This window comes from Streptomyces sp. LUP30 (assembly GCF_001746365.1).
Taxonomy (GTDB): domain Bacteria; phylum Actinomycetota; class Actinomycetes; order Streptomycetales; family Streptomycetaceae; genus Streptomyces.
Map to the genome: position 1 here is coordinate 81543 of NZ_MJAJ01000043.1, position 12539 is coordinate 94081.

The window sequence follows — 12539 nt, forward strand, 5'->3', positions numbered from 1 at the left end:
CGACGGGCACCGCGCGAGTGACAGGGTGCGAGGCATGACACTGGCTCTCGAAGACCGTCTGGCCGTCATGGAACTTCTGGCCCTGCACGGCCATCTGGTCGACGACGGCGCACTGGACCGACTCGCGGAGGTGTTCACCGCCGACGTCGAGTACGACCTCACCGACTTCGGTCGCGGCACCCTCACCGGGGTGGCGGCGCTCCGCGACGCGGCGCTCGCGCTGGGCGCGGCGAACCCGGTCGCCCATCACGTGACCGACATCGTGCTGGAGCCGCTGGACGAGGGTCGGGTGCGCGCTCGCTCCAAAGGGCTCGGCGTCACGACGGACGGGACGTGCGGGTCCGTCACGTACGAGGACACGGTGGTGCGGGTCGGCGTCGCCTGGCGCGTCGCCCGACGCAAGGTGATCGCCCGGCGCACGCCGCTCGGCGGGGCGGGCCGGAGCTGAGACCGTCGGGTCCGCGGAGCGCCCGGCCGCCCGACGCCCGTCCCACGCCTGACTTGCGGTCCGGTGCGCCCCGTGCGCTCGGGGCGGACCGCGGGCGTCACCTCCGCATCACGGCGGGCTCGTGCCGGCGCTGGAGACGGGAGACCGCGAACGCGAAGAGCGCCGAGAGCACGACCAGCATCGCCGTGTCGAGCAGCCACACCCCCGCCGAGTGCCCGAACAGCGGATCGGCGGTGACGTCGCCGGGCACGAGCCGGGACAGTCCGACCGTGGCGGCCATCGCGCCGAGCGCCCACCGTGCGGGCGCCAGCCACGCGAACTGCTCCAGCCCCGGCACTCCGTCCAGTTTCAGCAGCGCCCCGCAGAAGACCACCTGGACGAGGGCGAGCAGCACGAGCAGCGGCATCGTCACCTCCTCCTTGCGGACCAGAGCCGAGACCACCAGGCCGAGCATCATCGCCGTGAAGCCCAGCAGCGCCACCGCGACGGCGATCTCCGCCAGGGGCGCCGTCAGCACGCCCCGCCCGCCGGGCGCGTTCAGGTCCACCCCGAACAGGGCGACGAGCGTCAGCACCACCGCCTGCCCGGCGGTCACCGTGCCCAGGACGACGACCTTGGACATCAGATACGCCGACCTGGACAGACCGACGGCGCGTTCCCGCCGGTAGATCGCGCGTTCCTTGACGAGTTCACGCACGGCGTTGGCCGCTCCCGTGAGCACTCCGCCGACGCACAGGACGAGCAGCGCGTTCATCGCGGTGTCCCGGGTCAGCTCGCTCCCGGCGAGGGCCCGGGCCATGGCACCCATGACGAACGGCAGAGCGATCATGATCGCGAGGAACGTGCGGTCGGCGGCGAGCGCGGCCGCGTAGCGCCGGACGAGGGTGCCGAGCTGCGCGGCCCTGCTGCGGGGCCGGGGCGGCGGAAGCATGATCACCGGACCGGAGCGGGGCAGCCGGGGCTGCTCGCCGGCGTCGACCACGTACCGCCGCCGCAGCGGCGAGGCGCGGTACTCCCCCGCCCAGTCCCGGTCCCGGTCGCGTTCGAACGCCTCGAAGGCCTCGGGCCACTGCTCGAAGCCCAGGAAGGCCAGGGCTTCCCCGGGTGGCCCGTAGTAGGCGACCCGGCCGCCGGGCGCGAGCACGAGCAGCCGGTCGCAGACGTCGAGGCTGAGGACGCTGTGGGTGACGACGACGACCGTGCGGCCGTCGTCGGCGAGACCGCGCAGCATGTGCATCACCGAGCGGTCCATACCGGGGTCGAGGCCGGAGGTCGGCTCGTCCAGGAAAAGCAGCGAGGGTTTGGTGAGCAGTTCCAGGGCCACGCTGACCCGTTTGCGCTGGCCGCCGGAGAGGCTGTGCACCGGCCGGCCGGCGCGCTGTTCCAGGCCGAGTTCGCGGATGACCTCCTCGACCCGCTCCCGGCGCTCGGCCTTCAGGGTGTCCTGGGGGAAGCGCAGTTCGGCGGCGTAGCCGAGGGCGGCGCGCACCGTCAGCTGGGCGTGCAGGATGTCGTCCTGCGGGACCAGTCCGATGCGCTGGCGCAGCTCGGCGTAGTCCCGGTAGAGGTCACGGCCGTCGTAGACGACCGTGCCGTGGTCGGCGGGGCGCTGTCCGGTCAGGGCGCCGAGCAGGGTGGACTTGCCCGCGCCGCTCGGTCCGACGACCCCGAGCAGGCACTTCTCCCCCACCGGGAAGGACACGTGGTCGAGGAGGACCGTGCGCCCGCGGTCGACGACGACCGTCAGGTCCTGTACGTCGAGGGAGACCTCCCCGGTGTCGACGTACTCCTGGAGCTGGTCGCCGACCAGGCAGAACGCCGAGTGGCCGATGCCCACGACGTCCCCGGGGCCCACCGGGGCGCGGTCCACGGGCAGACCGTTGAGGTACGTCCCGTTGTGGCTGCCCAGGTCGACGATCTCGTGTCCGCCGCCGGGCTGAGCGCGCAGTTCGGCGTGCCGGCGCGAGACCACGAGGTCGTCGACGACCAGGTCGTTGTCGGGGGCACGGCCGATCCGCACGGTGTGCGACGGCATCGTCCGGACGACGGCGGGCTGCCGGAAGGTGCCGGTCGCCGCGGGCATCGACACGCCCGACGGCCGCTCGGCCAGGGACCGGGGAAGGCAGGACAGGACGACGTAGGGCCCGTCGGACGGGCTGCCGAAGCGGATGAGACTGCCGGGGCCGACGCTCCACGCGTGGACGCGGTCGCCGTCGGCGTAGGTCCCGTTGGTGCTGTGCTGGTCCTCGACGGTCCAGTGGCCGCCCGCGCAGCGCAGCACGGCGTGCCGCCAGGAGACCCGGGCGTCGTCGATGACGACGTCGCTGAGCGGATCGCGGCCGACGCGGTAGTCGCGGCCGGGGACCAGCAGGGTGGAGCCCGTCTCGGTCGCCAGCACGAGTGCGGGCGCAGTCGAGGGGACCGACCGCTCCACCATGCCGGAATTCTATCGATTCGCCCGTCCGGGCGCCCTGCGGATCGGCCGGGACGGGACGGAGAAGGGGCGGGGACAGGGGCAGAGGGGGTGGGCAGGCGGTGAGCGGTGGGCGGCGGGCTTCAGCCGACGGGGAGGACGAGGGCGGGCACGGTCCGCTGCATGCGGAGCGCGTCGACGGACTCGGCGAGCAGCTCGTACTCGGTGGTGTCGTCGCTGACCGCGATGCGTACCAGTCGGCCGCCCGCCAGCTCGTCGGCCACCAGCTCCTGCCGGTCCAGGTCGGCGCACCAGGCCCGCAGCAGCGCGGGAACGTCGCGCACGGTGTCGGCGACCGGGACCAGCGCGCCCGGCGGGATGTGCTCGCTGTCGGGCTGCGGATCCAGCCGTTCCGCCATCCATGAGGCCCGGTCCCGCAGCCACCACAGCGCGAGCGCCAGCGTCGGAGCCCGGTAGGTGCCGAGCGGTACGCCGATGCGCCGGCCGTCGCAGACGCCGTACGCGGTGACATGGCACAGGAATTCGTCGTGCACGTCCCTCTCCCCCGGTGCTGGTTTGCCGGCGGTTCCTCGCTTTCCGTGCGACTCCTATGAGTGAACTCGTCCCTGACGTTCGAGTATGTTCACTGCTGAATCACTGTCACCATGTCTTTTTGGCCAGTCTCTTGGCATATTCGCCACCACTCATGGCCGGAATTCGGCACCTGCCGGGGACCGCTGTGATTACCCGGCGGGTAATCGACTGCGACGGGGGACGGGGGCAGGCTGGTGACACCGGATCGGCGAAGACCCGAATCCGGCTTCTGACCAGTGACGACGACCTCGACGGAGGCTGATTCCCCCATGTCCGCGAACACCGCACGTTACGAGAACGCCGTCGCCCGCTACTTCGAGGCCTGGAACGCCCGCGATCCCCAGGCTTTGGCCAAGGCTGTCGACGCAGCGTGGGCGACCGGCGGCCGGTACACCGATCCCCTTGCCGACGCCGTCGGTCACGAGCAGATCTCCGCCTTGATCGCGGCGGTGCAGGCCCAGTTCCCGGGCTTCTCCTTCCGCCCCACCGGCGTGGTCGACGGGCACCACGACACGGCCCGGTTCTCCTGGGAGCTGGCGAGCGAGGCCGGAGATTCCTCCTCCGGGGGAGGTGCGGCGCCGGTGGCCGGATCCGACGTCATCACGCTGGACGCGCAGGACCGGATCATCTCCGTCCTCGGATTCCTCGACCGCGTGCCCGACGGAAGCTGAGACCCCGGAAGCGATGAATTCCTCCGCGCGCGGCGGTCTACCCGAAAAGGGATCACCGCGAGCGGAGGAACATCATGAGCGCCGACGGAATGGCGAGCGGGAGCGCAAGCGGAACACTGAATGCCGAATTCACCGCCGTCCTGCGCAGGAGTCCGGCGCACGGTGGCTGGACCTATGTCGTCTGGCCGGACTCCGTCGCGTTCTTCGGCACCCGCGGACTGGTGAAGATCCGCGGAACGGTCGACGGGCATCCCTTCCGCAGTTCGTTCATGGCCCTGGGGGACGGCACCCACAAGCTCCCCGTCAAGGCCGAGGTGCGCAAGGCGATCGGGAAGCAGGAGGGGGACTCGGTGACCGTGCGGCTGACGGAGCGGCTCAGCCGTTGATCACGGCGTCGATCCGGGCCAGCTCCTCGTCCTCGAAGTCCAGCCGGTCCAGGGCGCCGACGCTGTCCTCGATCTGCCGGGCGCTGCTCGCGCCCACCAGCGCCGAGGTCACCCGGCCGCCGCGCAGCACCCAGGCGAGGGCGAGCTGGGCGAGGGACTGGCCGCGGGACCTGGCGATGTCGTCCAGGGCGCGCAGCTTGCCGACGAGCTCCTCGGTGAGCGCCTCGGAGTTCAGGAAGGGGCTGTCGCTCGCCGCCCGCGAGTCCTCCGGGATGCCGTCCAGGTAGCGGCCGGTCAGCACACCCTGCTCCAGCGGGGAGAACACGATCGAGCCGACCTGGAGCTCGTCCAGCGCGTCGAGCAGGCCCTCGGTCTCCGGACGGCGGTCCAGCATCGAGTAGCGGGGCTGGTGGATGAGCAGCGGCGTGCCCAGTTCGCCGAGGATACGGGCCGCCTCCCGGGTCTGCTCCGCCGAGTAGTTGGAGACGCCGACGTACAGCGCCTTGCCCTGCTGGACGGCGGAGTGCAGGGCGCCCATCGTCTCCTCGAGGGGGGTCTCCGGGTCCGGGCGGTGCGAGTAGAAGACGTCGACGTAGTCCAGCCCCATGCGCGACAGGCTCTGGTCCAGCGAGGACAGCACGTACTTGCGCGAGCCCCACTCGCCGTACGGGCCGGGCCACATCAGGTAGCCGGCCTTGGTGGAGATGACCAGCTCGTCGCGGTAGGCCCCGAAGTCGGTCCGCAGGAACCCGCCGAGCGCGGACTCGGCGGCGCCGGGCGGCGGACCGTAGTTGTTGGCCAGGTCGAAGTGGGTGATGCCGAGGTCGAAGGCGCGGCGCAGGATGGCCCGCTGGGTCTCGACCGGGCGGTCCGGGCCGAAGTTGTGCCACAGGCCGAGCGACAGCGCGGGGAGCTTCAGGCCGCTGCGTCCGGTGCGCCGGTAGGGCATGTTCGCGTAGCGGTCGGGGTGTGCGGTGTACAACGCGACTCCAGGAGGGGTTGGCACGACGAGCGGGTTCGGGAAGATCTGTTTCCGGAACCGTTACCCACTCTGGCTCCACCTGCGGGCAGTGGTCCAACAGAAGAATCCGATGGGATTCAGCGGCTAGGCTTCTCAATCATGGAACTGCGCCACCTCCAGCACTTCGTCGCCGTCGCCGAGGACCAGCATTTCACCCGGGCCGCCGAACGCCTAATGGTGTCGCAGTCGGGGCTGTCGGCGTCGATCCGGGCGCTGGAGCGGGAACTGCGCGCACCCCTGTTCGTGCGGACCACCCGCAGGGTGACGCTGACGGAGGCGGGCCGGGCGCTGCTGGCCGAGGCGGAGCGCGTCCTGGCACAGGTGCGGGCGGCCCATGAGGCGGTGGCCGCCGTGCAGGGAGTGGTCCGCGGCACCCTCTCGGTGGGAACCGAACAGTGCATCGCCGGGGTGCATGTGGCGGGGCTGCTCGCGGCCTTCCGGCGGCGCCATCCCGACGTGGAGATCCGGCTGCGCCAGACCGGATCGGGCGCGCTGGGCGAGGAGGTGACCGCCGGGCGGCTCGACCTGGCCTTCGCCTACCGCACCCAGCCGGACACCGATCAGCTGCGCTGCGTGCCGCTGGCCGCCGAGCCGATGTACGTGCTGTGCCATCCCGACCACCGGCTCGCCGGGGCGTCGGCGGCGCTGACGCCGCAGGACCTGGCCGGCGAGGTGTTCGTCGACTTCCACCCCGACTGGGGCCCGCGCCGCGCCACGGACGCCGCGTTCGCCGAGGCGGGGGTGCGGCGCACGGTCGCGCTGGAGGTCAACGACGTGCACGACCTCCTCGACCTGGTGGACGAGAACCTGGGCGTCGCGGTCGTGCCGCGTCACTTCCGGCACAAGCGCGAGGCCCTCGCCGCCCTGGAACTCAAGGGCACGGGCGAGGCCGCCTACGAGACGGTCGCCCTGCTGCCGCCGGCCCGGGCGACCAGCCCCGCGGCCAGGGCGCTGATGGGGCTGCTGGAAACGGGGGGCGGATGAGGGCGCGCTGAGCGATGGTGGACGTATGCACGCCAAGGACATCCTCATCGACGGGTTCGACCGCGTCCGGGAAGAGGTCCACGCGGCCGTCGAGGGCCTCGACCCCCGCGGGCTCGGCGCCCGGCCCGCCGCGACGGCCAATTCGATCGCCTGGCTGGTGTGGCATCTGACGCGGGTCCAGGACGACCACGTCGCGGACGCCTTCGGCCTCGACCAGCTGTGGCTGACCCAGGACTGGGAGAAACGGTTCGGCCTGGATCTGCCGCCCCAGGACACCGGCTACGGCCACAGCTCCGCGCAGGTGGCGAAGGTGCGGGTGCGGGAAGCCGGTCTGCTGACCGGGTACCACGACGCCGTGCACGCGCAGACCCTGACGGCGCTGCGCGAGCTCACCGCGGCGGACCTCGATCGCGTCGTGGACGAACGCTGGGATCCGCCGGTCACGCTGGGCGTGCGGCTGGTCAGCGTCCTGTCCGACGATCTGCAGCACGTCGGACAGGCTGCCTACGTCCGCGGAATCCTTCAGAGCGCGGTGGCGTAGCCCGGCAGGACGACGTCCTCGATGAGGGCCGTGCGCTCGTCGAAGGGGATGAACGCGCTCTTGAGGGCGTTCACGGTGACCGTGCGCAGGTCCTCGACGCCCCAGCCCGCCTCCTCGACCAGCAGAGCCATCTCCCGGGTCATCGTGGTGCCGGAGACCAGCCGGTTGTCCGTGTTGAGGGTGACGCGGAAACCGAGGTCCTTCAGGGCCGTGATCGGGTGCTCGGCGATCGAGGTGGCGGCGCCGGTCTGGAGGTTCGAGGTGGGGCACATCTCCAGCGCGATCCGGCGGTCGCGCACCCAGCCCGCGAGCCGGCCGAGCTTGCCGTCCACGATGTCGTCGGTGAGGCGCACGCCGTGGCCGATGCGCTGGGCGCCGCAGACCTGAACGGCCTGGTGGATGCTGGGCAGGCCGTGGGCCTCGCCGGCGTGGATCGTGAAGGGGACGCTCTCGCGGCGCAGGTGCTCGAAGGCGTCGAGGTGGTCGGCGGGCGGGAAGCCGTCCTCGGCGCCCGCGATGTCGAAGCCGACGACGCCCGCGTCCCGGAAGGCGACCGCGAGGTCCGCCGCCTCGCGCACGCGGTCGAACATCCGCATGCCGCACAGCAGGGTGCCCACCCGCACGGGCGTCCCGGCCGCCGCCGCCTTCGCCATACCGGCCGCGAGGCCCTCCTGGACCGTCTCGACGACCTCGGGGAGCGTCAGCTCGCCGTTCAGCATCAGTTCGGGGGCGTAGCGGACCTCGCCGTAGACGACGCCGTCCGCCGCCAGGTCGAGGACGTACTCCTCGGCGGTGCGCAGCAGGCCCTCACGGGTCTGCATGACGGCGAGGGTGTGCTCGAAGGTGGCTATGTACCGCACCAGGTCACCGGAGTTCGCGGCCTCGAAGTACCACGCGGCCAGCTCGTCGGGGTCGGTGGTCGGCAGCGTGTGGCCGGCCTCCCCGGCGAGTTCGACGACGGTGGCGGGGCGCAGTCCGCCGTCGAGGTGGTCGTGCAGGACGGCCTTGGGGAGCCGGCGAAGGGTGTCGGTGTCGGTGTCGATGCGGGGCGCGGTCATGTGCGTGTTCCTCGGCGAGTGGTTCGGCGGGCGGTGCTCAGGCGGTGGCCGGCTGGAGCAGGTCCCAGCGGTTTCCGTACAGGTCCTCGAAGACGGCGACGGAGCCGTACGGCTCGTGACGCGGCTCTTCCAGGAAGGTCACACCGCAGGCGAGCATGCGGGCGTGGTCGCCTGCGAAGTCCTCGGTGTGCAGGAAGAAGCCGACACGGCCGCCGGTCTGGTCGCCGACACGGGCACGCTGGGCCTCGCCCTTGGCGCGGGCGAGCAGCAGCCCCACGCCGTCCTGACGGTCCCCCGGGCGCACGACGACCCAGCGGGCGCCGTCGGGGCGGGGCTCGTCCTCGACGAGCCGGAAGCCGAGCGCCTCGGTGTAGAAGCGGATCGCCTCGTCGTAGTCGTCGACGACGAGGGTGACCAGGGCGATGCGGCTCATCGGGACCTTTCGAGGCGGGTGCGGAGCGCTCCGGAGAAGTTTCCGGAAGGGGATTGACGGGTGAGGTTATACGTAAAACCTTCCTGGCGCCAGTTCCCCCCTCAGGGGCTCACGGCGCCCGGGCCGTGAGCCCCTATGGGCGGGGTCAGTCCCCCTTGCCCTGACCGGCCTCACCGGCCTCACCGGCCTGACGGGCGCGACGGGCCTCACCGGCCGCACGGTGGGCCGCGTCCAGGCGCCGCAGTTCCTCTCCCGTGAGGCGCAGTGCCCCGGCGGCCACGTTCTCGGCCAGGTGCGCGGGGTTCCCGGTGCCCGGGATGGCCAGGACGTGCGGGCCCCGGCCGAGGGTCCAGGCGAGCCGGACCTGGGCGGGCGTCGCCTCGTGGGCGCGGGCCACGGCGAGGACCGCGTCGTCGTGGGTGGTGGTCGCCCCGTGGGCGCCCGCGTCGCCGGCGATGGCGAAGAACGGGACGAAGGCGATGCCCTGTTCGCCGCAGAGGCGCAGGAGCTCCTCGGCGGCGGGGTGGTGACCGCCGAAGCCGTACCGGTTCTGCACGCTCACCACCGGGGCGATGGCCTGTGCCTCGGCGAGGTGCCGGGGCCCGACCGAGGAGAGGCCGAGGTGGCGGATCAGGCCCGCCTCGCGCAGCTCGGCGAGGGCGCCGAAGTGCTCGGCGACCGACTCCTGTTCCATCCGGCGCAGGTAGACGAGGTCGAGATGGTCCCGGCCGAGCTGGCGCAGGTTCTCCTCGACGTGGCCACGCAGGTCCTCGGGGCGGGCGGGAACGCCCCACTCCCCCCGGTAGTCGCGGAACGGGCCGACCTTGACCGCGACGAGCAGGTCGTCCGGGTACGGGGACAGCGCGCTGCCGATGAGCTCGTTGGCGGAGCGCAGGGCGGAGAAGTAGAAGGCCGCGGTGTCTATGTGGTTGACGCCGAGGTCCACCGCCTTGCGCAGCACGTCGAGAGAGCGGCCGCGGTCGCCCGGTGTGCCGAGATGGAAGGCCGCGCTTCCCGTCAGCCGCATCGCGCCGAAACCGATGCGGTTGACGGTCAGGTCGCCGATGTTCCAGGTGCCCGCGGCGTCCGCGGTGATCGTTCCTGTGATCATCCCGGAAGTCTCGCACGCACCGCGCACCCGCTCCCGGCCCTCCCGCGCCCCCGGCGGGTGGGCGGCGCGACCGAGCTGCCGCATCTCGTACACCGTGAGGACGACCCGGCAGCGCGGGGCCTGCGCACCCCGCGTCAGGCGCAGGCGGCCCGCATCCGGATCGTCGCAGTGGCCATGTCGCCACCTGTTGTCACTCTGGCCAATAAGCTGGTGCCGGACTTGCCCACAGGGGGGAACATGACGGGGCCACGGCGCAGACGCGCGCCCGAGCAGGCGCGGCAGGAAATCCTCGACGCCGCCGCCGAGCTGATCGCCCGGCACGGGCCGGACGGCGTGGGCCTGCGCCGGGTGGCGGAGGCCGTCGGCATCTCCCACGGCCTCGTGACCCACTGCTTCGGTACCTACAGCGCGCTCGTCCGGGCCGTACCGCGCGCGAGAACGAGCGGCAGCGGGAGCGGATCCGCGAACGGATGCGCGCCGATCACGGCGTACCGTACGCGGACGGCATGACCCGGGTTCTGTTCGAGACGCTCGCCGACGAGCGCCACGTGCGTCTGTTCGCCTGGTCCAGCCTCCACTCCGAGGACGTCGGCACGTCGTCGCAGGGGCTGTCCGAGCTGGTCGACGCGATCGAGGCCGGTATTCGGCTCGTCCTGCCCGACACGGACCGGCCGGACCGGGACCGGATCGAGGCTGCCGTTCTCCTGGCACTGTCAGCCACCTACGGATTCGCGCTCGGCAAGCGCTCCTGGCTGACCGGTCTCGGCCGCGATCCGGCCGACCCGGCGCACGACGCCGCGTTCCGTGCCGCACTGTCTTCCGCGATCGCCACCTATCTGGCCGAAGGGTCTGCGCCCCGATGACACCTGGTCTGCTGTTGATCCTCGGCATCACCACCGTGATCCTGGTGAGCCAGTTCTCCGTGCGCCCCGTCCGGTCGGCGGCGTATCTGTGGGTCGCCCTGCTGATCGCGCGCGGCTGTGTCCCACCGGGTCCGAGCCGTGCGACGGCGGCCGGGGTCGCGTTCCTGGTCGCGGGGACGGTCGTGTCGGTGGCTGCCGGGGTCCTGCGCGGTCGCACCATGCCGATGTGGCGGGGCGAAGACGGAAGGCTGTACCGCAAGGGCGGCCGGGTGACGCTGCTGCTGTGGCTCGCCACCGTCGCCGTCAAAACAGGGCTCGGCGCGATCGCGGAAGCAGCGTTCGGCGAGCCGTTCAACGGCAACGCCCTCTGGCTCGGCCTCGGTGTCACGTTGGGCGCCCAGCACCTGGTGATGACGTACTACGGCCGTCGTCTGCCGCTACGGGAATCGTCTTCGCAGCCATCGACGAGCACGCGTGACCAGGACATCCGGAGCACCTCCTAGGTCAGGGACGACAGGCGGGACGCGGCCCGGCGCCCCGCCCGGGCCCCCGGTCGCCTGCCGCACAGGGCGGCTCGTGGCGTGGCGCGTCGGCGGCGATCAGGGCGAGCGGGGCCCACTGCGGCAGGCGCCCGCGGTGCGGGCCGTTCAGTGCAGCGGCTTCTCCAGCACCGCCTTGCGGTGGCTGAACGTCTCGATGGAGTAGCGCCCGTGGTAGCTGCCCATGCCGCTCTCGCCCACGCCGCCGAACGGCAGGTCGGAGACGGTGAGATGGGCGAGCGGCAGTCCGAGGCCGAGGCCGCCGGAGGAGGTCTCGGCGGCGATGCGGTCCCGGGTGTCGTCGGAGTCGGTGAAGACGTAGAGGGCGAGGGGCTTGTCCCGGTCGTTGATGAAGCCGATCGCCTCGTCCAGGCCCTCGACGGTGACGATCGGCAGGATCGGGCCGAAGATCTCCTCCTGCATCACGGGCGACTTCGGGTCGACGTCGGCGAGGACGGTCGGCGCGATGTACTTGTCCGCGCGGTCGTTGCCGCCGCCGACCACGACCCGGCCGGAGCCGAGCAGGCCGCTGAGCCGGTCGAAGTGGCGTTCGTTGACGATGCGGCCGTATTCGGCGGAGGACTGCGGGTCGGCCCCGTACAGCGTCTCGACCGCGCTCTTCAGGAGGGGTTCGAGGGCGGCGGCCGTCCGCGGGTCGGTCAGGACGTAGTCGGGGGCCACGCAGGTCTGGCCGGCGTTGAGGAACTTGCCGCGGGCCAACCGGTCGGCGACGACGGTGAGATCGGCGTCGCGGTCGACGAACGCCGGTGACTTGCCGCCGAGTTCGAGGGTGACCGGGGTGAGGTGTTCGGCGGCGGCGCGCAGGACCACCCGGCCGACGGCGCCGTTGCCGGTGTAGAAGATGTGGTCGAAGCGCTCGGCGAGCAGGGCTGTGGTCTCCGGGATCCCGCCCTCCACGACGGCGACCGCCTCGGTGTCGAGGTGGGCCGGCAGCAGACGGGCCAGGGCGGCCGAGGTGGCCGGCGCGAGCTCGCTGGGCTTGACGACCACCGCGTTGCCGGCGGCGAGGGCGCCGACCAGCGGGGCGAGCAGGAGCTGGGCCGGGTAGTTCCAGGGGGCGATGACCAGGACCACGCCGAGCGGCTCGACCAGGGTCCAGGCGCGGGCGTCGGCGCCGAGGTGGGCCGGGACCGGGGCGGCCTCGGGGCTGAGCCACCCGTCCAGATGCTCCAGGGTGTGGTCGATCTCGCGGACGGTGAAGTCGATCTCGGTGCGGTACGCCTCGGTGGAGCTCTTGCCCAGGTCGGCGTGGAGGGCGGCGGCGAGCTCGGCGCCCTGCTCCGTGAGCAGGGCGCGCAGCCCGCGCAGCTGGTCCCTGCGCCAGGCGACGGGCTTGGTGCGTCCGGTGCGGAAGGCGGCGCGCAGTCGGGCGACGACGTCGGCGGGCTGCTCGGGGGTGGCTGCGGTGGTCACGGTGCCTCGCTGGGGTGCGCGGGCCTGTCGGCCCTGGGTGGAG

At 72.3% G+C, this 12539-nt stretch carries 15 protein-coding genes; 8 read left to right on the forward strand and 7 right to left on the reverse strand.

Translation table 11 applies throughout. From position 1 onward, the window contains the following. Positions 1–34 precede the first annotated feature (34 nt). The gene (locus tag BG482_RS29040; protein ID WP_069772124.1) at positions 35–448 is read left to right on the forward strand and encodes a nuclear transport factor 2 family protein; all 414 of its coding nucleotides are present in this window, start codon (positions 35–37) and stop codon (positions 446–448) included. 97 nt (positions 449–545) lie between these two features. Here the strand turns inward: BG482_RS29040 and BG482_RS29045 are convergent, their stop codons facing one another. Then, complete coding sequence (locus BG482_RS29045; RefSeq protein WP_069772125.1) at positions 546–2885, reverse strand: FHA domain-containing protein; 2340 nt, start codon at positions 2883–2885, stop codon at positions 546–548. A 119-nt stretch (positions 2886–3004) separates the two neighbouring features. Further along, entirely contained in the window at positions 3005–3415 is a 411-nt protein-coding gene (locus tag BG482_RS29050; protein WP_069772126.1) for a hypothetical protein, read from the reverse strand. 309 nt (positions 3416–3724) lie between these two features. On the opposite strand from BG482_RS29050, the gene BG482_RS29055 reads away from it, so the two are divergent. Continuing rightward, a complete protein-coding gene (locus BG482_RS29055; protein ID WP_069772127.1) occupies positions 3725–4126 on the forward strand; it encodes a nuclear transport factor 2 family protein in 402 nt (133 codons plus the stop codon). A gap of 74 nt (positions 4127–4200) precedes the next feature. After that, positions 4201–4512: a DUF1905 domain-containing protein gene (locus BG482_RS29060; protein ID WP_256096500.1), complete on the forward strand. Its 312-nt coding sequence runs from the start codon at positions 4201–4203 to the stop codon at positions 4510–4512. Here BG482_RS29060 and mgrA read toward each other — a convergent pair. Further along, a complete protein-coding gene (gene mgrA / locus BG482_RS29065) occupies positions 4502–5494 on the reverse strand; it encodes an L-glyceraldehyde 3-phosphate reductase (protein WP_069772128.1) in 993 nt (330 codons plus the stop codon). The two genes, BG482_RS29060 and mgrA, sit on opposite strands and share 11 nt — an antisense overlap. A 138-nt stretch (positions 5495–5632) precedes the next feature. Here mgrA and BG482_RS29070 point away from each other — a divergent pair, with 138 nt between their 5' ends. Beyond that, positions 5633–6517 (forward strand): LysR family transcriptional regulator, encoded by an 885-nt coding sequence (locus BG482_RS29070; RefSeq protein WP_069772129.1) that lies wholly within the window; start codon positions 5633–5635, stop codon positions 6515–6517. Between the two features lie 25 nt (positions 6518–6542). Next, positions 6543–7058: a DUF664 domain-containing protein gene (locus BG482_RS29075; protein ID WP_069772130.1), complete on the forward strand. Its 516-nt coding sequence runs from the start codon at positions 6543–6545 to the stop codon at positions 7056–7058. Here the strand turns inward: BG482_RS29075 and BG482_RS29080 are convergent. The 3 genes from BG482_RS29080 to BG482_RS29090 all read right to left on the reverse strand — a co-directional run bounded on the left by BG482_RS29080 (position 7040) and on the right by BG482_RS29090 (position 9660). Next, on the reverse strand, positions 7040–8116 hold the full coding sequence (locus BG482_RS29080) for an adenosine deaminase (RefSeq protein WP_069772131.1): 1077 nt from the start codon (positions 8114–8116) through the stop codon (positions 7040–7042). The genes BG482_RS29075 and BG482_RS29080 overlap by 19 nt on opposite strands. A gap of 37 nt (positions 8117–8153) precedes the next feature. Further along, positions 8154–8549 (reverse strand): VOC family protein, encoded by a 396-nt coding sequence (locus tag BG482_RS29085; protein WP_069772132.1) that lies wholly within the window; start codon positions 8547–8549, stop codon positions 8154–8156. Positions 8550–8694: 145 nt separating this feature from the next. Beyond that, positions 8695–9660 carry an aldo/keto reductase gene (locus BG482_RS29090; RefSeq protein WP_107450800.1) on the reverse strand — a complete coding sequence of 322 codons (966 nt, stop codon included), beginning with the start codon at positions 9658–9660 and terminating at the stop codon, positions 8695–8697. Between the two features lie 237 nt (positions 9661–9897). Here BG482_RS29090 and BG482_RS44575 point away from each other — a divergent pair, with 237 nt between their 5' ends. Genes BG482_RS44575 through BG482_RS29105 form a run of 3 tightly spaced genes read left to right on the forward strand, consistent with a single transcriptional unit; the run spans position 9898 to position 11026 of the window. Beyond that, the gene (locus BG482_RS44575; RefSeq protein WP_069772133.1) at positions 9898–10170 is read left to right on the forward strand and encodes a helix-turn-helix domain-containing protein; all 273 of its coding nucleotides are present in this window, start codon (positions 9898–9900) and stop codon (positions 10168–10170) included. Beyond that, a complete protein-coding gene (locus BG482_RS44580) occupies positions 10167–10523 on the forward strand; it encodes a hypothetical protein (protein ID WP_141746665.1) in 357 nt (118 codons plus the stop codon). The genes BG482_RS44575 and BG482_RS44580 overlap by 4 nt, the downstream gene beginning before the upstream one ends. Then, positions 10520–11026, forward strand: a complete 507-nt coding sequence (locus tag BG482_RS29105; protein WP_141746666.1) for a hypothetical protein — start codon at positions 10520–10522, stop codon at positions 11024–11026. The genes BG482_RS44580 and BG482_RS29105 overlap by 4 nt, the downstream gene beginning before the upstream one ends. 144 nt (positions 11027–11170) lie before the next feature. On the opposite strand, the gene BG482_RS29110 is transcribed toward BG482_RS29105, so the two are convergent. Next, on the reverse strand, positions 11171–12496 hold the full coding sequence (locus BG482_RS29110; protein ID WP_069772136.1) for an aldehyde dehydrogenase family protein: 1326 nt from the start codon (positions 12494–12496) through the stop codon (positions 11171–11173). Positions 12497–12539 lie beyond the last annotated feature (43 nt).